Source organism: Mucilaginibacter celer (genome assembly GCF_003576455.2).
GTDB classification, from domain to species: Bacteria; Bacteroidota; Bacteroidia; order Sphingobacteriales; family Sphingobacteriaceae; genus Mucilaginibacter; species Mucilaginibacter celer.
This window is the reverse complement of the sequence record NZ_CP032869.1, coordinates 4,258,591-4,281,699: the sequence shown is the minus strand read 5'-3', so window position 1 is coordinate 4,281,699 and position 23,109 is coordinate 4,258,591. Positions and strand designations below refer to the sequence as shown.

18 protein-coding genes and 1 tRNA gene are annotated in these 23,109 nt (G+C 42.5%); 6 read left to right on the top strand and 13 right to left on the bottom strand.

The annotated features are described in order from the left end of the window. Positions 1 to 21: 21 nt before the first annotated feature. A complete protein-coding gene (gene mgtE / locus HYN43_RS17275) occupies positions 22 to 1,392 on the bottom strand; it encodes a magnesium transporter (protein ID WP_119410537.1) in 1,371 nt (456 codons plus the stop codon). 235 nt (positions 1,393 to 1,627) lie between these two features. Here mgtE and ychF point away from each other — a divergent pair, with 235 nt between their 5' ends. Then, positions 1,628 to 2,731, top strand: coding sequence for a redox-regulated ATPase YchF (ychF, locus tag HYN43_RS17270; protein WP_119411264.1), 1,104 nt, complete (start codon positions 1,628 to 1,630; stop codon positions 2,729 to 2,731). 79 nt (positions 2,732 to 2,810) lie between these two features. On the opposite strand, the gene HYN43_RS17265 is transcribed toward ychF, so the two are convergent. From HYN43_RS17265 to HYN43_RS17250, 4 genes are all read right to left on the bottom strand, one after another. Continuing rightward, complete coding sequence (locus HYN43_RS17265; protein WP_119410536.1) at positions 2,811 to 3,182, bottom strand: hypothetical protein; 372 nt, start codon at positions 3,180 to 3,182, stop codon at positions 2,811 to 2,813. A gap of 107 nt (positions 3,183 to 3,289) precedes the next feature. Further along, positions 3,290 to 4,090, bottom strand: coding sequence for a helix-turn-helix domain-containing protein (locus tag HYN43_RS17260; protein WP_119410535.1), 801 nt, complete (start codon positions 4,088 to 4,090; stop codon positions 3,290 to 3,292). A 298-nt stretch (positions 4,091 to 4,388) separates the two neighbouring features. Beyond that, complete coding sequence (locus tag HYN43_RS17255; protein ID WP_119410534.1) at positions 4,389 to 5,273, bottom strand: oxidoreductase; 885 nt, start codon at positions 5,271 to 5,273, stop codon at positions 4,389 to 4,391. Between the two features lie 187 nt (positions 5,274 to 5,460). Beyond that, a complete protein-coding gene (locus HYN43_RS17250; protein WP_119410533.1) occupies positions 5,461 to 6,276 on the bottom strand; it encodes an SDR family oxidoreductase in 816 nt (271 codons plus the stop codon). A gap of 75 nt (positions 6,277 to 6,351) precedes the next feature. Between HYN43_RS17250 and HYN43_RS17245 the strand changes: the two genes are divergently transcribed. Both HYN43_RS17245 and HYN43_RS17240 read left to right on the top strand, forming a co-directional pair. Beyond that, entirely contained in the window at positions 6,352 to 6,720 is a 369-nt protein-coding gene (locus HYN43_RS17245; RefSeq protein WP_119410532.1) for a winged helix-turn-helix transcriptional regulator, read from the top strand. Positions 6,721 to 6,847: 127 nt separating this feature from the next. Beyond that, positions 6,848 to 8,236 carry a sulfatase-like hydrolase/transferase gene (locus tag HYN43_RS17240; RefSeq protein WP_119410531.1) on the top strand — a complete coding sequence of 463 codons (1,389 nt, stop codon included), beginning with the start codon at positions 6,848 to 6,850 and terminating at the stop codon, positions 8,234 to 8,236. 125 nt (positions 8,237 to 8,361) lie between these two features. On the opposite strand, the gene HYN43_RS17235 is transcribed toward HYN43_RS17240, so the two are convergent. From HYN43_RS17235 to HYN43_RS17225, 3 genes are all read right to left on the bottom strand, one after another. Continuing rightward, entirely contained in the window at positions 8,362 to 9,942 is a 1,581-nt protein-coding gene (locus HYN43_RS17235; protein ID WP_119410530.1) for an eCIS core domain-containing protein, read from the bottom strand. Between the two features lie 441 nt (positions 9,943 to 10,383). Beyond that, positions 10,384 to 11,334 (bottom strand): polysaccharide deacetylase family protein, encoded by a 951-nt coding sequence (locus tag HYN43_RS17230; protein ID WP_119410529.1) that lies wholly within the window; start codon positions 11,332 to 11,334, stop codon positions 10,384 to 10,386. 4 nt (positions 11,335 to 11,338) lie between these two features. Further along, positions 11,339 to 11,734, bottom strand: a complete 396-nt coding sequence (locus tag HYN43_RS17225) for a DoxX family protein (RefSeq protein WP_119410528.1) — start codon at positions 11,732 to 11,734, stop codon at positions 11,339 to 11,341. An 88-nt stretch (positions 11,735 to 11,822) separates the two neighbouring features. Here HYN43_RS17225 and HYN43_RS17220 point away from each other — a divergent pair, with 88 nt between their 5' ends. Beyond that, positions 11,823 to 12,665, top strand: a complete 843-nt coding sequence (locus tag HYN43_RS17220) for an AraC family transcriptional regulator (RefSeq protein ID WP_119410527.1) — start codon at positions 11,823 to 11,825, stop codon at positions 12,663 to 12,665. A 35-nt stretch (positions 12,666 to 12,700) separates the two neighbouring features. On the opposite strand, the gene HYN43_RS17215 is transcribed toward HYN43_RS17220, so the two are convergent. From HYN43_RS17215 to HYN43_RS17205, 3 genes are all read right to left on the bottom strand, one after another. After that, positions 12,701 to 12,772 (bottom strand) — tRNA-Arg (locus HYN43_RS17215). A gap of 144 nt (positions 12,773 to 12,916) precedes the next feature. After that, positions 12,917 to 13,510 carry an RNA polymerase sigma factor gene (locus tag HYN43_RS17210; RefSeq protein ID WP_119410526.1) on the bottom strand — a complete coding sequence of 198 codons (594 nt, stop codon included), beginning with the start codon at positions 13,508 to 13,510 and terminating at the stop codon, positions 12,917 to 12,919. A gap of 190 nt (positions 13,511 to 13,700) precedes the next feature. After that, complete coding sequence (locus HYN43_RS17205; RefSeq protein WP_119410525.1) at positions 13,701 to 14,528, bottom strand: alpha/beta fold hydrolase; 828 nt, start codon at positions 14,526 to 14,528, stop codon at positions 13,701 to 13,703. 212 nt (positions 14,529 to 14,740) lie between these two features. On the opposite strand from HYN43_RS17205, the gene HYN43_RS17200 reads away from it, so the two are divergent. Next, positions 14,741 to 15,337 carry a Crp/Fnr family transcriptional regulator gene (locus HYN43_RS17200; RefSeq protein WP_119410524.1) on the top strand — a complete coding sequence of 199 codons (597 nt, stop codon included), beginning with the start codon at positions 14,741 to 14,743 and terminating at the stop codon, positions 15,335 to 15,337. Between the two features lie 25 nt (positions 15,338 to 15,362). Here HYN43_RS17200 and HYN43_RS30635 read toward each other — a convergent pair whose 3' ends face one another. Next, positions 15,363 to 19,085 (bottom strand): sigma 54-interacting transcriptional regulator, encoded by a 3,723-nt coding sequence (locus HYN43_RS30635; RefSeq protein ID WP_119410523.1) that lies wholly within the window; start codon positions 19,083 to 19,085, stop codon positions 15,363 to 15,365. A 266-nt stretch (positions 19,086 to 19,351) separates the two neighbouring features. Next, positions 19,352 to 19,951, bottom strand: a complete 600-nt coding sequence (locus HYN43_RS17190; protein ID WP_162996532.1) for a Crp/Fnr family transcriptional regulator — start codon at positions 19,949 to 19,951, stop codon at positions 19,352 to 19,354. Between the two features lie 790 nt (positions 19,952 to 20,741). On the opposite strand from HYN43_RS17190, the gene HYN43_RS17185 reads away from it, so the two are divergent. Further along, positions 20,742 to 23,108, top strand: a complete 2,367-nt coding sequence (locus tag HYN43_RS17185; RefSeq protein ID WP_119410521.1) for a histidine kinase dimerization/phosphoacceptor domain -containing protein — start codon at positions 20,742 to 20,744, stop codon at positions 23,106 to 23,108. Position 23,109 lies beyond the last annotated feature (1 nt).

The following is a 23,109-nucleotide window of genomic DNA, read 5'->3' as shown; positions in this document are numbered from 1 at the left end:
ATGATGATTTTTTGCGGGGCTTTATAAAAGTATCCCATGCATAAATATTACCGCGATGGTAAAATAGATAATCAAACCGGTAACGTCAACCAGGGTGGCTACAAAGGGGGCTGATGAAGTGGCAGGGTCGGCACCAAGCCTTTTCAATAATAACGGCAGCATCGAGCCGGATAGCGATCCCCATAAAACAATACCTATAAGCGATGCTCCAACCGTAAAACCTACCAGCATCCAATGCGGCCCGTAAATAGTGCTGAACATGCTCCAGGCAGCTATGCGTAAAAAGCCTATTACGCCCAGGCATACGCCAAGCATCAGGCCCGAAAGCAACTCGCGGCGCATAACCCGCCACCAATCGGTTATAGTTACTTCACCAAGGGCCATGGCCTGTATAATAAGCGTGGAGGCCTGCGAGCCGCTGTTGCCCCCGCTGGAGATAATCAACGGAATAAAATAGGCCAGCACCACTACTTTTGATATTTCATCGCCAAAATAACCCATGGCTGTGGCAGTAAGCATCTCACCCAAAAATAAAATGATGAGCCAGCCTACGCGTTTTTTTACCAGTTTAAACAGGTTGATATCCAGGTAGGGTTCATCTAATGCTTCTGTACCACCAATTTTCTGGATGTCTTCGGTGTATTCTTCGTTGGCTATCCAGAGGATATCATCAACGGTTACAATACCCAGCAATACATCACTGTTATCAACTACAGGGAGGGCGGTACGGTTGTTCATCCTGAAAATGTTGATGGCTTCTTCCTGCGGATCGCTTGCGCTGAGGGAAATCAGGCGTCCGTCCATCAGCTCGCTTACCTTGGTTTCGGGTTTTACCAATAGGATCTCGCGAATCCGGATATCATCTAACAGTACGCCGTGCTCGTCAATCACATAAATAACATCAATGGTTTCGGAGTTTTTGCCGTAGCGGCGGATATGCGAAAGTACGCGGCTTACATCCCAGGTACGTTTAACGGCGATATAATCCGGCGTCATCAACCGGCCAACACTTTCTTCTTCGTAACCTAAAAGCTTCAGAGCTTCCTCGCGGTTTTCGCGCGAGAGTTTCTGGATAAGTTTTTGAACAGCATCACCATGCAGTTCGCTGAAAAGTGCTGTGCGGTCATCGGGAGGCAGCTCGTTAATAAGATCCTCTAATGTTTGGGCCGATAGTTTTTTGATGATACGCTCCTGTACCGGAAATTCGAGGATCCGGAACACATTAACCGAACGGTTAAGCGAAAGGGTTTCGATAAATTTGGGGCCATGTTCAGGAAGTTCGCCAATCAGTTCTTCAACATCCGATATGTTGAGGTTGTTCAAATATTCCTGTAATTGGGTGTCGTCTTGTTTTTCCAGCAACAATTCTACTTGCTCAACCATTTCTTCCATATATAGGCCCTCCTTTTTTACATCGGTGTTAAAATATTTTAGCTTCTTTTTTCGTGCGCAAAAGTCGTTTATTTTTTCAAATTATAAGGCAAAATTTTCTGTTATCTTTGCAGCCAAATTTGGGGGTGAGTAGTTGATAAGGTGAGTGGTTGATTAGGTTGGATTTATGCCTGCTTTAATCAGCTTTAAAACCAATCAACCTAATCAACTCAATCAACTTAATCAACTACAAAAAATGGGTTTACAATGTGGGATAGTAGGTTTGCCAAACGTAGGTAAATCAACACTTTTTAATTGCTTATCAAACGCTAAAGCACAGGCGGCTAACTTTCCGTTTTGTACTATTGAGCCAAACGTAGGCGTAATTACCGTGCCTGATGAGCGCTTAACCAAACTTACCGAAATAGTTAACCCTAAAAGCATAGTGCCCAACACTATCGAGATTGTGGATATTGCCGGCCTGGTTAAAGGTGCCAGCAAAGGTGAGGGTTTGGGTAACCAGTTTTTGGGTAACATCCGCGCTACTAACGCTATAATCCACGTATTACGTTGCTTTGATAATGATAATGTGATCCACGTTGATGGCTCGGTTGATCCGATCCGCGATAAAGAGATCATCGATACCGAATTGCAACTGAAAGATTTGGAATCGATAGAGAAAAAGATCCAGAAAGTTGAAAAGATGGCAAAAACCGGTGGTGACAAAGAGGCTAAAAAAACCTTTGATGTTTTAACCGTATATAAAAACCACATGCTTGCTGGTAAATCGGCCCGTACTGCACCTGTTGAAGAAGAGGATAAAGAATACGTAGCCGACCTTTGGTTGCTTACCGCCAAACCGGTACTTTACGTTTGTAACGTTGATGAAGGCTCGGTAAATACCGGCAATGCTTATGTTGAAAGAGTAAAAGAAGTTGTAAAAGAAGAAAACGCAGAAGTATTGATCATTTCAGCCCAGATTGAATCTGAAATTTCGCAGCTGGAAACCTACGAAGAGCGCCAGATGTTTCTGGATGACTTAGGTCTTGCCGAATCGGGTGTTAATAAATTAATCAAAGCAGCCTACAGGTTATTGAACCTGGCCACTTACTTTACCGCAGGTGTGCAGGAAGTACGTGCCTGGACTATTACCCAGGGCTTTACCGCGCCACAAGCTGCCGGTGTGATCCATACCGATTTTGAAAAAGGCTTTATCCGCGCCGAGGTAATTAAATACGATGATTTTGTGAAATTTAACGGTAATGAAGCTACCATAAAAGAAAACGGCAAGCTTGGCGTTGAAGGTAAAACCTATATTGTGCAGGATGGCGACATTATGCACTTCAGGTTTAACGTGTAATTTGGTGTTAAATATATAACATAATTCGCATGAGTAATTTTGTGCGAATTATATAGTTGTTTAAAGGATTGAAATTAATTTAAGGAGTGGGGGTATTTTCAATTTTACCTTCATTCTTATTTTTGTCTGGACTTTTGGATGCTGTACCGATATTGCTTTTCCCTTTAGTTGCATCTTTGTCGTCATTTTTACCTTTGCTCAAAGCAGATAAAACATAACCACAAATACCTCCAAGTAGGGTGGCAATAGTATCTCCTTTTAAGATATTCTCCATTCCTAAAATTATGATACACGGTATGACTAAGGAAATGCAGGTAAATTGTATTAGTCTATCACTGATGCCTTTTCCGCTATTTGAGCGGTTTTTAAACAACAAGATAATGAATGAAAACATTAGTATAACTAACGTAAATTCTATGATGCTTTGAGGTTGTAGGTCGAAACTCTTCATAATGTTCAGGTTGAATTAAAGATAGAGATTATGGATCGAAAATCCAACAAAAAACAGTATAATAAGTAACTTGATTTTTTTACACCCTAAGACTGCTTCTTCTGCCGCTAAACTGCCGACGGCGCTACCCCGTAAGCTTTTTTAAAGGCGAATGAAAAGTGGGAAAGGTCTTTAAAACCTACATCCATATAAACATCCGATACTTTTTCTCCTTTTTCTTTTAGCAGATAATAAGCATCTTTTAAGCGCTGGGTTTGGATCCAGCGGTTGGGGGAGGTGTTGAAGATTCGTTCAAAATCGCGCTTAAATGTTGCCAGACTTCGACCGGTTAAGTAAGCAAAACGACTGATATCAACATTAAACCGATAGTTTTTGCTCATGAAGGCCTCCAGGTCAATTTTACCGGGTTCTCCGAAATCAAACAGGACGTTTTTTAGTTCAGGATTAGTTTCCAGTAAAATCATTACGGCTTCTTTAACCTTGTGCCGGGTGAGTGCGGGGTTAATTTCATCAGCGGTTTTATCCATATACGGGCTTAGCGATTGGATATAATTGCTGAATAGCTCATTCGGCTTTAAAAACAAAGCACTTTCGCCGGTGTAATGTTCATTAGCCTGCAAATCCAACTCGGCGCTCAGAGCTTTTAGGGTATCCTGATCCATGCCAATGGTTATGGTTTTAAATTCGCCGCCTTTGGGAGGATGTTTTACGAACTTGGCCAGTTCGTTACGTTTTAAAAAACGGTAGTCGCCTTGTTTAAAATAATAGTTTTTGCCATTAACATACAGCTCCGAATCGCCCGAGAGGATGTAGCCGAATATGTGGTCGGCAATAAATTGCTCGCCCGCCCTGCTAACTTCCGAGTAGCAGGAATAAACGATGCGTGGTGATGTTTTGGGCGTTGGCATATTGATCAAATTTAATAATACAGGTCAAAACCTGCGAAGTTTTCAAAACTTCGCAGGTTTAATATTCTCTCCGCAAGGTCGTGTATCCACGACCGTTTGTATGCATTGCAGCAAGAACACCGGGTAAGTCAATTAGCGGTCGTGGAGACGACCGCATGGGAGAAATCCAATTCTTATCCTCATCTACCCCGGCGGGCGTGTCTTCACGTCCGTTTGCATGCCTTGCAGCAAGAACACTGGGTGGGTCAATTCGCGGTCGTGGAGACACGACCGCGTGGGTAGAATGGTGTAAAGGAAATTAACCTTTCTGCGCCGCTATTGCCTTACCATACTCCGTATCCATAAAATCGCCGGCCTCATCATGGTCTGTCGATTTGGTAACCGGTAACCATTTTTCAAATTCGGCTTTGCGGGCTTCATCGGCAAGTGTTAACAGTGCAGCAGCCTCGCTGCCCAACACCAGGTGCATTGGCGGTTCAGGGTTGTCAATCAATTCAACCATAACCTTAGCCGCCTTATCAGGATCACCAACAGGAACAAATTTACAGGTTGACATAAAATCGGCACGAGCATCAACAGTTTGTTCATAACCCTCAACCTTTGGAGCGTAGCTCATCGAATCGCCCGCCCAATCGGTGCGGAAACCACCCGGTTCAACACTGGTAACTAAAATGCCCAATGGTTTTACTTCTTTTGCTAATGCTTCAGTAAAACCGCTCAAACCAAATTTAGCTGCCTGATACATGCTTAACCCGGCATTACCAATACGGCCACCAACCGAGCTGATCTGCAAGATCCGACCCGAGCGCTGTTTGCGCATATAAGGCAATACGGCACGGGTTATCTCGATAGGGGCATATAAATTTGTTTCCAACTGGCTGCGTACCTGCTCATCAGTAAAAGCCTCGGCAGCGCCGATAATACCGAAGCCGGCATTATTTACCAATACATCAATTTTACCAAAATAAGCCACCGTATCGGCTACTGCTTTGTGCACCGCAGGGTAATCTGTAACATCTAATTTTATAGCATAAACCTGGTCTGGATATTTATCGGCCAAATCTTTCAATTGTTCAGGATTGCGGGCAGTAGCGGCTACGTTATCACCGGTTGCCAAAACTGCTTCGGTAAGTGAGCGACCCAATCCGCGGGCGCTACCTGTTATAAACCATACTTTTTTCATCTCTTTTTTATTTGTTTTGATGGTACAAAGTTAGGCTGATGGGACAGCGAACGTTTTGTTAAAAAGCTCAAGTTGTTTTGTTAAGAAGCTCGGTAGGAACCATGCTTCACTTGATTAGAGGATTTCTTGATAGATTGAACCGGGTCATCTATCATGGCAATCCTCTAATCCTAAAAACCGTGGTTCCTTAAAATAATTTTGCCATCTTCTCCAAATATTCCTCAATAGGCATGCTGCTACGCATATTCATTAACATATTCCCCATATCACCCAACACAGTACGGAACTTATTGCTCTTACCGGTTGCCAGATCATCTATAGCATTAACGATGATCATCGGGTCATCAAGCATCGATTCATCGCGCCCGCCCATCAGGTTTTTTAGTTTGTTGGTAAGCTCGTTGTAAGCGATTATATCATCATTCTGGTTCCATACCACGCTATCCACAAAATTATTCCCTTTTGATCCGCCTTGTTCAATCAGCCTTAAATGAATGTTAAGCGGCTTAAGTTCATAGTAAAGCCCTTCGGTTAATCCTTCCAAAGCAAACTTAGACATGTTGTACAGCGAACCCAAAGGCACGGCAGTAGTGATCCCCATAAATGAGCTGATGTTAATAAACATACCACCATTGTTCTGCCTGAAATGCGGCAGGAAAGCCCTGATGATATTAATAGGCCCGCGGGTATTTACAGCAAATTGCCAGTCGATATTTTCTTCTTTGGCAAGTTCTAAAGCCCCGTAAGTACCCATGCCCGCATTGTTCACCACTACATCAATTTTACCGAATGTGGCTATGGCCTGTTCTGTAGCGGTTTTAACCTGCTCAAGGTTGGTTACATCTAACTTAAATATCCTGATGTTGGGGTATTGAGTTAGTTCAGTTTCTTTTTCGGGCGAGCGCATGGTGGCGGCTACATTCCAGCCTTGTTGTGCAAAATGTTTGGCGGTTAATTTGCCCAGGCCGCTGCTGGTCCCGGTTATAAAAATTGTTTTTGACATTGTTTTTATTTTGATGATGCAAAATTATAACGCAAATGGTATAATTTTGTAACCAGTTACACAGAGTATACCAGTATGGAAGGAGAAACAATGTCACACCAGCGTAATCATGCCGATGAGCGGCAGGCGCTGCAGGATACCATGTATGTGATAGGCGGCAAATGGACACTACCCATCATCAATTCGATATGCAACGGCAACAGGCGTTTCCGAGAAATTGAACGCAGTATCCCCGGCATTACCACGCGCATGTTATCGCGCGAGCTAAAATCGATGGAGATGAACAAGCTGGTAAAGCGTACGGTTACACCAACCTCGCCGGTGCTGATAGAATACGAATCGACAGAGTATTGCCGCAGTTTTGGCAACATTATTTTAGAGATGATTAAATGGGGCAAAGAGCACCGGGAGATTTTGCGGAATGCAGACAAACAGCAAAGCTGATGTTTTTTGGGGCGGGAATTGGTAAATTAATTTGGCAAGCTTGGGATGGTGATTTGCATAAGCCGATCATTGTAAAAGTTAAGTTATCATTAGCACCTGTTTATGATAAAACTTATTTTCACCCGCAATGAAACATCTAACCAAATTAACCTTTAAAACTATCCTGTTGCTGATTTCGGTATTGTTGATCCATCCTGTATCGGCACAAAAAAAACAACTCCCCAATATCATTTTTGTATTAGCCGATGATATGGGCTACTCCGACCTGAGTTGTTACGGAAACCCGGTTATCCGCACACCATTCCTTGATAAAATGGCCCAAAAGGGGGTACGGGCAACCAACTATGTAGTAAGCAGCCCAACCTGCACGCCGTCGCGCGCCTCCTTACTTACAGGGCGTTATGCCTCCAGGATGAACCTGCCTTACCCAATCGGCCCCGGGTCATCGTTAGGAATCCCCGATCAGGAAGTTACCATTGCCGAAATGCTGAAGCAAGTTGGCTACAAAACGGCTATGATAGGTAAATGGCATCTTGGCGATCATGCCCCTTATAACCACCCGATGGCGCAAGGATTTGATTCGTACTATGGTTTGTTGTACAGCCACGATTATCGCGCGCCTTATGTGCAAACTGATACCACAATCAAAGTATTCCGCAATCATAAACCAGAAATCCTGAAGCCTGCCGATTCGTCGCTGGTTGACTTGTACAAGCGCGAAGCCATCAGCTATATCAAAAAACAAAAAGGGAGCGATAAGCCTTTCTTCCTGTACCTGGCGCACAATATGCCGCATTTGCCGGTTGCCTTTGCATCATCAAAAAAAAATAAAAACCGCAGCGATGGCGGCCATTTAGGTGATGTGGTTGAACAACTGGACGAAAGCCTTGATGAAGTTTGGGCCGAGCTGGAAAAACAAGGCCTGGCGGATAATACCATCTTTATGTTCTCGAGCGATAATGGCCCATGGATTGATTTTCCTAACCGGATGCTGGGCGACAATGCCACCAAACATTGGGATGCCGGTACAGCCGGCGTTTTTCGCGGCAGCAAAGGCTTATCGTACGAAGGTGGTGTACGCGAGCCATTCATCGTGTATTGGAAAAATCATACCCCTGTTGGTGCAAGTATTACCAGCATGATGAGCAACCTTGACGTTTTACCTACCCTGACCAAATGGACGGGGGCCCAGTTGCCAAAAGGCCGTACGCTGGATGGACAATCAATTGCTGATGTGCTAACAGGTAAAGCGCCTAAACACCCATGGCATCGCCCAATTTACTACTATAACAACAGCGTTTGCGAAGCCGTACGCATGGGCGATTGGAAGTACCGCGAAGTAAAAGCCAATAACAATGTAGGCGGAGTAGCCGGCTCGCCGCTACCCGCCCAAACCGAATTGTTTAACCTGGCTTACGACCCAGGCGAGCGTACCAACGTAATTAAAGAATATCCGGAGATAGCGCAGAAACTGAAAGTGCTTTTTGATCAATATCCGGGGATGAAGGAGAATTAAAAATATACTTGTTGCTGCCGGGGCGAATCCGGTATAAACTGAAGCATAAGGTAAGGATTGGCAATTGTTGTTTTTTGGCGAAACCTGACAGGTGCCAATCCTTGTGTGGGTTTGTAATAAAAAAATTATTCGTCAACACTTACCGCATTCGGGCGAGCCAATAAGGTTTCATCCGTCATGTGGGGTAACCTATCGGCATTGCTAATCAGGTAATCAACTACTTCGCTGTTAGGTATTTTATAACGCGCTCCAAACTCTAATGTCCATAAGCGATATAGTTCTGCGAAAGTTACATAAGGATAAATTGTGTCCTGATCGCCGTAACCCGGTTTTTCTGCATAAAATCTGGTGGAGTTTTTAATACTGGTTCCCAATTCGTTTACGCATTGAAATCTTCCGCCTTCGGCAATAACTTTTGTCATGGCGTCAACACCTCGTTCCTGCTGGTAATGCGTGTTTCCGGTATGTGCCAACGCTATTTCTTCCTGAGCAGTTCTGGTACCGGTGAGATGGTGAGTACCGCTAAATGTAGCAATAGGCGTAGTTGCGGTATGTGTTGCCTCGCCATACGTGTCGCGGCGCTCAAGCGTGGCATTTATTAAAGGTGCTCCGCCACCGCCAGCTACTTCATGCATGCCGGTAACATATCCCCTAAAAGCCTCGGTAAAAGTAACTGTTGCGGTTAACGTACCTGTGCCATGAGGTACAGAAATAACCACCTTTAAAGGATCTTTTAAATGGATATCGGGATTATCAAGAAACAGCCTTAAGTTTTGGCGGGCCGGAGAGGGGTCGCCCAGAACCGGGCGGTATGTATTTATTTTTTGTTGATTAGTTGCCGGAATTTGGGCCGGCACGCTGCCATTATTCAGCAAAACATTATAAACCCGGGGCGCGTTGGCTGCATTTCCGTATGCATAAGTTCTCAAACTTCCGCGGGATAAAAATAGAGGGTCTCCCTGCAAACCGGTCCCTATTTCGGCGTACAGATCACGGATGTGAAGTAGGGCGTTTTCCTGGGTAGCAACGGGTGCGGCAGTAAAACGATATTCGGCTATACGTACCGGAGCCTGATCATCATTGGAGGGCGACATGCGTTCATAGTCAAGTTCGGTACCATCGGCAAGTTTAGGTACTACGGCCATTTTTTGTATTGTACCGGCAAGGTTAGCCTGCAGGCTCCCGGCAAACTTTGGCTGGGCCACTGCCGAAGTACTCATGGCTTTGGCACCCATCAGGTCGGCTTCCTGCTCCAGGCTGGCATCATCATTAATATTAACTTTATTTTTTAATTGCAGCGTAGGCTTTACCCTGCCTTGTTTTTGCTGTGCCACATGCCATGCCTCATGTGGCAAGTGCTTTTGCTGCCCTGGGGCCAGATGAATCTGCGAGCCCTGGGCATATGCATGTGCGTGTAATTGTGTAGGCTTCGACGAGTTGTAGTGTACCTTTACATCATCCATCGGGTGACCCGATAAGTGCTCTATCCCGTTTTTTAGTTTATCGGGCAGGCCTGTACCATTTTGCTTTTTTTGTACCGGGGCAGTTGCCAATCTGTAATTGGCTAAAGCTTCGGCCTGTTTTCGCTGCATTACTGTTTGCGGGCGGTTATCAGGAAGATATGCTCCGGCCGCAGCTATGGCTTTACGCTTCATGTTACCGGCCTGCTGTGTGCTTTCCGGTTTATTTTGATGATGCTTTTGCATGCGATTAGGTTTAATGTATTGGTTAACTCTAAGTTACATTTTATATAGTTTGCTATCAATAGCCTCAACTGTAATAATTGTTACCTGGTATATGGCTCAGTTTTTCCGTTCGCTCAGGGTCTCTCGCAGCTTTAAGTTTACCCATAAAAATCGGACCTGCTAAATGTCTTGTTTTGCACCTCTGGTGCAATAAATATGGGTGATTTGATATTACTACAAACCTTTTGCACCTCTGGTGCACCTATCATGGCGCTATAAAAGAAATAAAAAGATTGACAAATTATCAAAATCCCCCAGAGGGGGTAAAGGTTTGTAGAAAAAACACGCTACGCTCCTTCCGAACCCCAGAGGGGTTCAACTCAAGTTGCTATTCAATTTCACCAATGCTGTTTTGTGGGTTAACTTAAACTCGCAGAGGACCCTGAGCTTGCCGTCCACACCTCACCTTTCCCTTATCGTAGTTTTATCCGCTATCGCCATCCCCGCAATCTCATCCTTGCGTTTAAAGCTCACCTCTTTGTGCTGTTGAATGTATTTGATCAGCTCGGTAGTAGCTTTAACCATTTGCGGTGTGCCTCCAATCCTGTCGTGAAAGCTGATTGACATTTGGCGGCGTTTAAATTCAGCCTCGGCATAAAGCTGGTCGAAATCCATTTTTACCTGGTTGAGGAACTGATCCGTCGAGAAGTTTTTGCCCTCTATCAGTACAATATCATTGTTGCGGATGGTGTAGGGCACTACCACAAAATCTTTTTGGTTTACCGGGATTATGAAAGGCTCGTCGCGGCTCAAATCGTCAATATGATAAACAAAGCCAAGCTCCTGTAGTATTTTCAGGGTATTTTCACCCCGGCGCAGCCAGTTGGCATTGTAGCCTATCGGTGTAAAACCGGTTACTTTTTTAATAGCGTCGGCACCATCTTTTATAAATTGTTTTTCCTGCTCGTAGGGCATGGTGTACTCGGTTGCCCAGTTCATGCCATGGGCGGCAGCTTCGTGGCCGCGCTCAACAATCTCTTTAGCCAAAGCCGGATTTTTAAGCACTGCCGAACCCACCATGTGCGACGTTACTTTAATGCCCAGCTTGTCCCAGTTATCCAGCATCCGCGGAATGCCTTCTTTGTAGCCATACTGAAACCAGGTTGCGCCCGGCAAATCGATAAAGCCTTTTTGCATATTTTGCGGAAATGGGCTTTCGGCATTATCCGGCTGGCCGCCCGCTTCAAATTGCATGGATACTGATACTACCAGCCTCGAGCCATCGGCCCATTTTGAGGTATTGTTATTATTTACAGTCTTACTTTCTTGAGCAGATGCCGTTAAGTTGCTGCCCACCAGGCCGGCCAAACCAAGCACGCCGCCTTGTTTCATAAATTCTCTTCGTGAGCTCATGGTATTATTTTTTTAGCAAGAGGTTATCTAAAGCGTAAGTATTATTAGCCGCAAACTGAAGCAGTACAGCAAAAAACGCGGCGTGGATTAATTGTGATGGAATGATCTCCCAGTTTTCAATCATACAGCTGCCAAAAATTAATATCATCATCACTACGCCGCCCCCAATTAAAGCAGATTTGGTGAATAAGCCGGAGATGAGCAGTAAACCGATAGTAAACTCGGCAATGGGAAGCAGGTAACTGAACGGAGTTACCATTGCTTTGGGCAGCATTGATTTCTGAAAAGTGCCTACCATCCAGTTACTGAACATAGCCAGTTTTGGTAAGCGAACCAGGCCGTGGCCAAACATGCTGGCACCAATGGCCAGCCTTAAAATTAAAAATGATGTGGTGTTCATGTCGTTGTTTGTTTTGATATGTCAAAGTTCCGTATTATCGGGGCGGCGGCTTTGTACATTTCGGGGTATGATATGTACCTTTAGAGGTATGGAGATCAAAAATCTTTACCGCCCTTATGAGCTTGAATTGCTCGAAACGGATAATTATATAGCCAAACCGCACCGCAACACCTTTTTTGAAATGGTTTTCACCCTGCAGGGCCAGGGTATCCAGGTTATTAACGGGCATGAACTGCCTTATACTTCGGATAAGTTTTTTCTGATTTTCCCCGAAGATCAGCATGGTTTTGAGGTGCAGGAACTTACCCGGTTTTATTTTATCCGTTTTACCGATAGCTATCTTAAAACCCAAAGCGAGCAGTGGGTGAAAAAGATGGAATATATTTTTCATAACCACAATCACTTACCGGGCTGTATTTTAAAAACCGTTACTGATAAGCCATTGGTAAGGGCCATGATTGAGGCTTTGATCCGCGAAACATCAAACACTTATCCGCAACACAAAGAGGTGCTTGAGCAGCTCATGAATACCATTATAACTATTGCGGCACGTAATATTACGTTGCAGCAGCATGCCGATATTATCAAACAGCCCTCGGCAGTAACCCTGCCGCTGCTTAATTACATTCACGAATACATTTATCAGCCCGAGCGTTTAAAGCTGGAGAGCATAGCATCCTGCTTTAATTTTTCGCCAAATTATATCAGCGAATATTTTAAGAAAGTAGCCGGAGAAAGCTTGCAGCAATACATCACCAGTTATAAACTAAAACTGATAGAAACCCGCCTGCAATACACCGATAAACGGATGAGTGAAATAGCATACGAGTTTGGCTTTACCGATGAAAGCCACCTGAACAGGATTTTTAAAAAGTATAAAGGGGAGAACCCCACGGCGTTTAGGAAGCGGTATGCAGTAATGAGTAATTAACAAAAAAGGATAGTTAAATAACTATCCTTTTTTTGTGCTCCCGACGAGATTCGAACTCATATCGATGGTACCGGAAACCATAATTCTATCCATTGAACTACGGAAGCATGATGAAGCAAATATATAAAAATGCTGTAACCTATAGATTGTATTTGTAAAAATCATAACCGGTTAACGCTTTGGCATCGTCGGCTTCAGGATATTTACGCATTACTTTTAAATGGCATCAAACCCAGTTAATACAAGCGATATTAGTCGGTAAACAAACGTTGGATTAAAAAATTGCGCAACAACTCTTTTCCCCGGTAACAAATAACATAACAGTTTGAAGGCGTAATTTTTAATTCTTCGCAAATAGAACTAACAGAGCGATTATCGTAATAAATTTTAATTAATATGTCTTTGGTTTTTGACGGAATTGATTTTAAACCATCTTTTATCAGGTCATTAGCTAAATCTGCATCATCACAGCCGCTATCATATTTAATTTGCTCAATTAAAGCAGAGTCTTTATAGGAATCAAATAAGTTATCAGGCTCAAAAATATCTATAGCATGCCCCAAATGCCTTTTTTCCTTTGCCTGCCTGCGGTATTCATCATAAATCCGCCGTTTAAGTATAGCAATAAGCCATGTTTTTTCGCTGCACCTACCCATAAATTTTGATTGGGTCTCGAGCGCAATTAAAAAAGTCTCCTGTATCAAATCCTTTATAATATCAGTATCTGTTATAAGTTTTCGGGCAAAACTAAATAATGAGTGATAGTGATATTGCCAGTTTTGAGGTATAAAAGCTTCATGTTGGGAAGCACCTCCGTGACTTGATAAGGTATTATTTTTTTTCATTGAAAAAGGACCCGATGGAGAAAGTTTATATATGAAACCTGGTTAGGAGTACTGTTTTTAGAGCAACGTACTGTTTGGATTGACACATTAAAATTTAACCTGTCATCAAGATCAAATAGGTTTTAATAAATCAACATCGTCCCGTATTTTACTACGAGACGATATTGTTTATTTTAAGTCAATCAACTACCTATTGTCCTATTTTGGTTAGTAATATGGCTACCGAATCTGGTTTTGCCAGGAATGACGAGTGGCTGGTATTTAGCTGGTATACTGTTTTTACATTGCCGGCGGCAATCATCCTGTTTTGTAAACCGGGAGAAACCACACGATCCTGCAGGGTTTTGATATAAATTTTCGGTACCGAACCGAAATTAGCCGCAGTTAATGTTACCGGATTGGTAAATGGAATTAACGGCTCCGAACGGTAATTTTGCAGTACAAGATTCTTAGCCTGGGTTGAACCGTCCTTGATAAAAACGTTCGTAATTTGATCGTGCAGCACGTCGAGGATTCCTATGGCATCATTTTCTATCAATACTTTTTGTCCGTTAACTGTATCACCAAGGCTTGAGCCGGCATCAGTAAGCGCAAGGTCAAGTAAAGATTGGCCGGAGGTTGGCAAATAAGCCGACAGGTAAACCAGCTTCTCGATTTTAGAAGGATTTTGCTCGGCAACGGCAGAGATGATCATCCCCCCTAAGCTATGGCCCACCAGGATAACTTTGCCATTTACGTTTGAGATGGCACCAAGAACTTTGTCCCTGTAGCTGTTTAAAGTTAAGGTTGACGGAACTGTTTGATCGCTGCCATGGCCAGGCAATTCAACAACGGTTACATTGTTGCCTTCGCTAATGAGGGTAGCTTTTACAGCTTCCCATACATAAGGGGCTTGCCATGCGCCGTGCACCAATACATAATTTTTAGGACTGGGTTTTACATCATTCTTTTTAGAACAAGATGAAAACATAATGGTAGCAGTAGCTACCGCAAATAAGATGAATATGAGTTTTTTCATTTTTGGGGATGCCCAATTGTTTAGGCACCACAAACATCCCATTAAGCGATCTGGAAAAGTTTAACATGGGTTAAAATCGAAAAATAGCTTAAGCCCGTTAAAAGATTACCCGGTAAAGCAACCCGAATAACAATTGATAGGTAATAACGATAGCTGTTGATTTAGGCGGCGTATTAGTTTATCGGTGTTAATAAAATTGATATTTTTATCGCATGTCAGCAAACGGAACGGAGATTGAAATACTACGAACAATTTTAGGATCTGCCGGTATGAAACCGGAAGCATTCGATCTTTCATTGCCTTATTGGAAATTAAAGCAGTATAAAAAAGGTGAGTTTTACAATGAATACAAAAATGTTTGCAAGCATCTTGGGTTTGTGATTACCGGCGTGTTCAGGATCTACCGGGTAAACAGCGATACCGGCGAAGAAAAGAATATGCTGTTTTTTACTGATAATCAGTTTGTAGCATCTTATAAAAGCTTTTTGGCTCAAACGGCCTGCGATTATTATACCGAAGCGATGGTTGATTCGCTCATCTTATATATCCATATTGATCATCTGAATGAACTTTACAGGCAGTCGCACTCGTGGGAACGTTTTGGAAGAATAGTAGCTGAGACAGCCTTTCACGAGGTTATGGTTAATACAGAAGGATTTTTGTTTAAAACACCTGAAGACCGTTACCGGGAGATGATGGAGAAGCATCCGAATATTTTTAATTCGGTACCACTTTATCATATCGCTTCTTACCTGGGCATCCAGGGGCCGTCGCTAAGCCGCATTCGTAAAAGAATGGTTGGAAAATAACCAATGCGAAAGATAAACGGGATATTTAAAAATGTTCCCGCTTAATTTGAAGCCTTTTCATTTTAGAATAAAGCGTACCTGCCGGCACGCCAAGAATGCGGGCTGCGCCGCTATCGCCGGCCAATTTACCACCGCAATATTTTAATATGCGTAAAATATGATCCCGTTCATTTTCATCAATGGTTTTTAACGACACTTCATCCGGATTGGCAACCGTTGCGGTATGTTTGGTTGAAGGAAGATGAACCTGTTTAATGGTATCTCCCGACGAAATAAGCACGCTGCGTTCAATCAGGTGTTCAAGTTCGCGGATATTGCCCGGCCAATGATAGGAGATCAGATCCTGTAAAGCACGGCTGCTTAAAGTTGTAATTTGCCTGCCTGCCTTTTTTGCAAACCGGCGAATAAAATAGCTTGCCAACAGCGGAATATCCTCCCGCCGGTCGCGAAGTGCCGGTAAGTAGATCGGGAATATATTCAGACGGTAATACAGATCGCTTCTAAATCTTCCCTCAGCAACTTCTTTTTCCAGATCGCGGTTTGTTGCTGCAACTATCCTTACATCAACCCTGATCGTTTTTCGCCCGCCCACCCGTTCAATTTCTTTTTCCTGTAAGGCACGAAGCAACTTCACCTGTAAATCCAGGGGCATTTCTCCAATTTCATCCAAAAAAAGGGTGCTGTTGTTGGCCAGTTCAAATTTCCCTAAACGTTGTTCGGTAGCACCTGTAAAACTTCCGCGTTCATGCCCGAATAATTCACTTTCTATCAGGTTAGGCGGGAGGGCAGCGCAGTTCACCTTTACCATCAGCTTGTTTTTTCGTGGCGAGTTATTGTGAATGGCCCTTGCAATCAATTCTTTACCCGTGCCTGTTTCGCCCAATATCAATGCCGTGCTATCCGAAGAGGCGACCTGGGAAACTAATTTGAATATTTTCTTAATCACCGGGCTTTCGCCAATGATATCGCCATAATTCTGGGTTGTTTCTATTTCTTCTTTAAGATAGATCTTTTCCTCCTCCAACTGCTGTTTATATTTATTGATCTCGCCAAGCTGTTTGCTTATTTTTTCGTTTGCTGATAGATTAGCCACCGTTATGGCCAGCTGAGAACAAATACTATTAAGCAGGCTAAGCTGATCGGGAAGCGCTTTAAAGGAGTCTGAAAAGTCGAGAAACAAAACGCCTATTAATTCGTCTCCCAAACGTACCGGAATGCTCATGATGTCTATCAGGCCGATCTCTTTCCAAAATTGGGTGTACTTTGGGGCGTTTTTCATCTCCGCCAGTTTAGGTATGTTGTGCATCATCGGCTTGCCTGCCCTGATCATCACATCCATCACATTGTCATTAACAGCATATATCCCCGTTACCAGCGCGTTATAATTAGGGAAATTTGTCCATTCTGCACTTGAATCATATAAGTAGGGCCTATGTGTGGTTTTATCATCATTGATGATATGCATACTGTAACCTTTTATTCCCCAATCCATGAACTGCGTATTGATAATGGTAGATACTTCCCGCGTGGTTTTCACCGAAGCGATAGCATTACTGAAAGCCAGCAATCTTGATTTTTCCTCCTCCCGCCTCGAAATTTCATTATTGGCAATAATGTTGGATACCGCGATTGATATTTGATGGGATAAGCCTTTAATCAAATTTTGCAGGCCTATATCCCATACAATATCCTGATCGTAAAGGAGTATCCAAAATCCGAAAGCCCGGTCGTCCTTTGAAAACCGGATCACAACCATGTTCTTTAGGCCCGATTCATAATTAATTTTCAGGTACAATGGTAATTCTCCGTTGGCGGTCTCCGTCAGTTCCCTGAGGTTGAAAAGTAGTGGTTCGGGAGTGATGATACATTTGTCCAAAATATTATCCTGGATCGGGTACTTCATTTGATCGGCCTGCATGTATTGCGGGTGAGTAATAGATTTCGCCTCCGGATCACGAAGAAACCTGCTTACCGTGGCGTCGTCATTAATGGTTACCACACCGGTATGCGAAAACTTTAACAGGTATTTTAATCGCTGGCTTATCACATTCAGTAATTCGCTATTGCTGCGTACCGAAGCAATATCCACACTTAGCGATAAAAGCAAATCTCGTTCTTTATCTTTTTTTAAAATTTCTTCATTTGCCAGGATATTGGATACCGCTGCGGATATTTGATAGGAAACACCTTTAACAAGGTCTAATACCCGGTCTGAATAATCGAAGTTGTTTTCCAGGTTGATATAAAGCACCCCAATGTTGCGGTTGTCTTCTCTCAGCGCAATGCCAATCCGCTTTCTGATCCCTGATTGATGGAGATACTGCAAACAGGCGGGCTCTTGCGTAAGGTCGGCAATTTTATCCAGGTTAAAATGCACTATTCCATCTGCTTCCATCACCCTGTTAAAGTAGCCGTCGTTGTATTCAAAACGAACCGGCCCGTTGCTATACCGGGCCAGATTTTCTTTAGTAAAAGCTAAATCCGTTGAAAGAAATATATCATGGGTTTGATCATCATTGTTCAATACCATGATAACGATGTTCTGAAATTTAAATAGTCTTTTTAGGTTGACCTGTATAATCTGCAGGAGGTCCTTTTTATCTTTGATAGAAGTTATATCATAGCTTAAGTTTAATAATAAGCCTTGCTCTGATTGCCTGGCCTGAATTGTTTCATTGGCAATGATATTACCAACTGCGATAGAAAACTGATTGGCTATATCTCTCACAATATTTATATACCGATGGTCTACTTCATCCTGCTCGCCAAGGCATAGCGCCCAAACGCCGATAAACCGGCCTGCAATTTCCAGGCTTTGCATAATTACCTTTCTGATACCACATTCATAATTGATTTGCAAATACTCGGGGATAGTCCCTCTCGCCGAAAGCTGTTCCAGGTCAAATACCTGAGGTTCACTTGCCAAAATCACCTTATTGAAAATCTGATCGGCAATGGTGTATTTTGCATAAGTAACCTGTTTATATTTAGGATGAAATTTGGTTTTAGATTCAGTATCCTGCATAAACGTGCTCAGCGTAAGCTCATCATCATTTACGGTTGCCACCCAATGATGGCTGAAGTTGAAAAGACTCCGAAGTTTATAGTGAATAATCCGGAGGAGGTCTTTTTTCTCCCTAATGGTTGCAAAATCTATGTTAAGAGATAATATAATTTCCCGTTCTTTATCACGGTTATCAATTTCTTCCTGCGCTTTGATATTAAGCACCGCGAAGGTTAAGTAGGAAGCTATCTGGTTACAAAGAGCGCCCATGTCAAAATGCTTTCCATCAGCTTTCTTTAACAGCATCACCCACACGCCAATAATTGCAGTTCCCTGGCGTAAATTAAAGGTATAGAAGTCAAAAGTTTCGTCAATCTCCCCGTTTATGAGGTATGGACCGGCGTTTCCATTCAGTACAAGTTCATCAAAATCAATTATTGGTTGCGGGGGCTGCACCTGGGGGGGATTGATATCATGACCAAAAGGTATCTTGCCGTTAAAAATGCGCTCAGAAAATTGATTCGGGTTTTCTTTGTCGCCAGATTGCTGTAAAAAATTGATAAGTTCTTTTCCATCGTCACCATGCATAAAAATGGTGGTATACTGGTATTCAACAATCCGCTTTAAAGAGCTGCCCAGCAGATTGTTTAATTGATCCCTGTTTTTTATCGATGCAATTTCCCAGCCCAACTGCGTGATAATCTGATCCTGTGTGTTAAATTTCCCTGGTAGTCCTTCCGTCATAATTTATTTACCAAGCGTGAAAAATAAAATCCCTGAGTTTCATCCGTAAGTACCTTGACGATTCTTTTTATGCAGGGAGTTTATAAATTTCATGCCATGTATTTAAATTATTTATAGCCAGTATTTTGTGTTTTTTAAGTTGAAAAAACGCCGTGGTATATCCCTTTTATTTTTATTTTCCGTGAAATATCACGGCATCTGTGCTTTGGCTGCGGAAACGCCAATAAGTTGCCGGAAAACATTATCCTGGCATTTTGTATCTGCTATTATCCGGCAATGGATAATGTTCTTGGCTGAACCGGTGTCGATTTAAGATTTTTTCTTATCCTGCTTAACGATGGAGGTTCGATACCCAAATAAGAGGCCAGGTATTTATCAGCAAACATTTGCAATAAGTGAGGCTCATTGCTCAATAGGTGGTTATATCTGTCGCTGGCAGATAGGGTGAGCAGATGAAATATCCGGTTATAGGCCGCAATTAATGAATGCTCTTTCAGTTTTTGTACGCATTTTTCTAATACAGGTACATGATCAGCATTGAGATTAAATCCACGGGTACCAATTCTAATAGCCCGGATATCGGTAAGGGCTTCGATATACAGGTTTCCGGGTGTCTGCGTCAGAAAACTTTTATAATCTACAATAAAAAGGTTTTTAAAATCGCTTTGAGTTTCATTAAAATGAAAAGCCCAGGTTATGGTTTTGCCCGCACGATCGGCGTAATATGACCGCGCTTTACCTGATATGATGAAATAGAAATATTTTGCAATTTCTCCATCTTTAAATATAGTTTGCCCCTTTGGAATCAGCACCTCTTTGCAGCTGTTTAAAATTACTTCAATCGCCGCATCATCCAGGCTTATCATCTTTTGGATGTAATTGAGTAAGGGTATTGTGTTAATTGGATAAGTGCATCTCATAGCTTAATGTTTCTTAGGATTTTGTTATTCGTATTTTTATCTGCGGGCTCAACCGGTTGAGCTTACATAAGGCTTTTTGCCTGAGCAACGGATTGCGCTAAACCAACTCATCATTTAATCCGTCATACGCCAGGCAAGAAGATCAGATGCTTCTAATTAAATTTTATGCCAGTAATTTATTGTATTGATAATCAATTTGTTGTGTTTGTTTTGTTTCAAATCAAACTCTTGGTATTACAACGCTACATGAGTTGCATTTGAAATATCAACAGGGAGTAGAGTTGAAGTTTGGAGCTCAAATAAGCGTATTAAAAGGCGCGTGCCTGCCAGGTAAATTGTCGGTTACACCTAAAAACAATTTGATCTGCGTTTAAAAAGAAACAACATGTTACTCTTGAAATATCAATACAAGGTGTGCGTTTGTTGAAATATCGATATGGAAAGGCGGGATTTGTGTTCTGATCTTCAGGGTTTTAATAAGTGGCACGAAATTATATTATGTGAAGCCGCCAGGAGCTTAGCGGATATTAAAAGGTGACGCTTCGGGTAAAATAAGAGCGCGTTAGTGCGGGTTATGATATGCTAACGGTGTCCCGGTGCTTAGGCGAAGATATAGGTAATGCCGATATCGCTAAAACATAGTTTGGTCTTTCAGAGGCACCCTGTTTTTAATCTCGGAAGATGAGTAGTTTTACATTGGTTATCCCTTTTCCCGGTACGGGCATGGGTAAAAAATATGGAAGTGAATAAAAAGAGCGTATCAAAAAAGATGCCCTGCATCTTTACAAAAAGTTTTGTGCTAAGCATTTTGCTGCTCATGTTCCATGTTAGGGGTTCAGCACAGTATTATCCGGCCCCGATGCCGGTAAACCCGGCAAATGAAAGTAAACTGGCGATTTCTTTAAAAAACAGCAAGCCTGATAAAAACAGGGTAGCTATACTGCTCGATCTGGCAAATATATATTCTTACAGGCCGGTAAGAAAGCAGGCCGATTTTAACCGCGCAATGGACTTTGCTAATGCTGCGACTAAATTGAGTGCCCGCTTACGTAATGACTCCCTGTATAATAATGCTCAACTTTTTACAGCGGAGATTTTTACACTTGAAAACAATATGAAATCTGCAGAAAGTATTCTTGGTTTGCTCAACGATACTTCAAAATTGAAGTTATTACTGAATTTAAGTTATAAATACTGGGAGAGGGAGGGAGATAAGAAAGAGGAAGACTGGCCTAAAGCAATTTTTTTTGCTGAACAGGCAAAAAAATTAAGCATCCAACTTCATTTGCCTCAATACGAAATTTTGGCGTTGAGTTACATGGCCCTGGTGCATTATAGTAAGGGAAGCCATACAGCCGAAGCCGAGCTCCTTGAAGTTTTGAAAAAATATAATGCCATAAAATACCGAAAGTTGCAATACGTCTATCATCCTTTGGCGGTTATTAGTTACAGGGCGGGAAAGCCGGACAAAGCGGACTATTATTCGATCAAGACTATTGAAAGTATGCAGGAAACAGGCGACACTACAGTTGCCGGCGACTTTTATTACTGGCGTTCGGTTATTACCGGCAACAATGAGGATTATCAAAAAAGTCTTGATTACGCGCTATTAGCTATCACTCATTTTAAAGTACATCCGGGACAAATAAGCTTAGCCGACCGGGCCGATGTACTTGGAATGCCTGTTATTGCATTGCGTAAAATGAAAAGGTACAGGGAAGCGCTAAATTATATCAGGAAAACAGATCAGGAGTACCCCCTGGTCAGTGTTGATGATAAAATTGACGATGTCCTCATGATCGGAAATATTTACAGGGATATGAAAGCTTATGATATGGCTGCAAAATATTTCGAAATTGCCCTGAATTTGAATAAAAAGCAAAATACGATCAATAATGGGATCTACTCCAATCTCGGCCAGCTTTACGTCGAATCCGGGCAATATGCGAAGGCGAAACCTATTTTAAATAAGTTTTTTAATATTATTTCGACATATAAAGGCCCTCCGATTGCTTCAAGTGTAATTAGCCATCTTAATTATATGGCTTTTCTGGCCGATTCTGCTACCGGAGATTACCGTTCGGCAATTAAGCATTTGTCTGATTATCGCGGGCTGGAAGAATTTAATTTGAGACAGGAGCAGAACAAGGAGGTGAGGCGGCTGGAGGTGCAATACGGTGTAAAAGAAAAGGAAGATGCATTAAAAATAAAAGATCAGCATATTACCCTACTCAATCAGAATTATAAGCTGGAGCAGATTAAGCTAAAGCAATCCAGGATGGAAAAGAATATCATCATTGCAGCAATAGTGGTGTTATTAATTTTTACAGGCCTGCTGTACAACCAGTACCGGAGTAAAAAGCGGGCCAACCAGGCCACTGTGAAAGACAATGAAGTGATTGCCTCGCAAAATGTACTGATCAATCAGAAAAACAGGCACCTGGAACTTTTACTACGGGAAAAGGAATGGCTGATCAAAGAAGTGCATCACCGGGTAAAAAATAACCTGCAAACCATTATCAGCTTGCTGCAATCGCAGGCTGCATACCTTGAAAATGACGCCTTAAAAGCAATACAAACAAGTCAGAATCGTATTTACACCATGTCTTTGATCCATCAAAAACTGTATCGCGGCGAAGATGTTCAGCAGATTAATATGGCAAATTATATCCCCGAACTGATCAAGCATCTGAAAGACAGTTTTGACAGCTCCAACAAAATTATTTTTAATGAAAAAATTGATGATATCGACCTCGATGCATCCGTTGCTATACCTATTGCCCTGATCATCAACGAGGCCGTGACCAACTCCATTAAATACGCATTTCCGGGAGAGGGGGCGGGTGAAATTACGGTAAGCCTGCGTAATCAGGACGATTTATTGAGGTTAGAATTATCTGATAACGGCGTAGGAATGGACAAAAATTCAATAAACGCAAACCCTGTTTCACTTGGGTTGCAATTAATCAGGGGCCTTACTAAAGAAATCCGGGGTGAGGTTAGTATAAAAGGCAGTCATGGTGTTAAAATCACCATTTTGTTTAAAAAACAGGCTATAGAATATGCCAATATTTTAACAGAGGATTTAATAAACCCGGCTTAAA

What these genes read in the sequence shown, in the direction of transcription:
- HYN43_RS17245 (WP_119410532.1), top strand. Translation starts at nt 6,352, where the DNA reads ATGGAAGGAGAAACAATGTCACACCAGCGTAATCATGCCGATGAGCGG.
- HYN43_RS30635 (WP_119410523.1), bottom strand. Translation starts at nt 19,085, where the DNA reads ATGACGGAAGGACTACCAGGGAAATTTAACACACAGGATCAGATTATC.
- HYN43_RS17235 (WP_119410530.1), bottom strand. Translation starts at nt 9,942, where the DNA reads ATGCAAAAGCATCATCAAAATAAACCGGAAAGCACACAGCAGGCCGGT.
- HYN43_RS17205 (WP_119410525.1), bottom strand. Translation starts at nt 14,528, where the DNA reads ATGAAAAAACTCATATTCATCTTATTTGCGGTAGCTACTGCTACCATT.
- ychF (WP_119411264.1), top strand. Translation starts at nt 1,628, where the DNA reads ATGGGTTTACAATGTGGGATAGTAGGTTTGCCAAACGTAGGTAAATCA.
- HYN43_RS17225 (WP_119410528.1), bottom strand. Translation starts at nt 11,734, where the DNA reads ATGAACACCACATCATTTTTAATTTTAAGGCTGGCCATTGGTGCCAGC.
- HYN43_RS17265 (WP_119410536.1), bottom strand. Translation starts at nt 3,182, where the DNA reads ATGAAGAGTTTCGACCTACAACCTCAAAGCATCATAGAATTTACGTTA.
- HYN43_RS17255 (WP_119410534.1), bottom strand. Translation starts at nt 5,273, where the DNA reads ATGAAAAAAGTATGGTTTATAACAGGTAGCGCCCGCGGATTGGGTCGC.
- HYN43_RS17210 (WP_119410526.1), bottom strand. Translation starts at nt 13,510, where the DNA reads ATGAAAAAAAATAATACCTTATCAAGTCACGGAGGTGCTTCCCAACAT.
- HYN43_RS17200 (WP_119410524.1), top strand. Translation starts at nt 14,741, where the DNA reads ATGTCAGCAAACGGAACGGAGATTGAAATACTACGAACAATTTTAGGA.
- HYN43_RS17250 (WP_119410533.1), bottom strand. Translation starts at nt 6,276, where the DNA reads ATGTCAAAAACAATTTTTATAACCGGGACCAGCAGCGGCCTGGGCAAA.
- HYN43_RS17230 (WP_119410529.1), bottom strand. Translation starts at nt 11,334, where the DNA reads ATGAGCTCACGAAGAGAATTTATGAAACAAGGCGGCGTGCTTGGTTTG.
- HYN43_RS17190 (WP_162996532.1), bottom strand. Translation starts at nt 19,951, where the DNA reads ATGATAAGCCTGGATGATGCGGCGATTGAAGTAATTTTAAACAGCTGC.
- HYN43_RS17260 (WP_119410535.1), bottom strand. Translation starts at nt 4,090, where the DNA reads ATGCCAACGCCCAAAACATCACCACGCATCGTTTATTCCTGCTACTCG.
- HYN43_RS17240 (WP_119410531.1), top strand. Translation starts at nt 6,848, where the DNA reads ATGAAACATCTAACCAAATTAACCTTTAAAACTATCCTGTTGCTGATT.
- HYN43_RS17185 (WP_119410521.1), top strand. Translation starts at nt 20,742, where the DNA reads ATGGAAGTGAATAAAAAGAGCGTATCAAAAAAGATGCCCTGCATCTTT.
- HYN43_RS17220 (WP_119410527.1), top strand. Translation starts at nt 11,823, where the DNA reads ATGGAGATCAAAAATCTTTACCGCCCTTATGAGCTTGAATTGCTCGAA.
- mgtE (WP_119410537.1), bottom strand. Translation starts at nt 1,392, where the DNA reads ATGGAAGAAATGGTTGAGCAAGTAGAATTGTTGCTGGAAAAACAAGAC.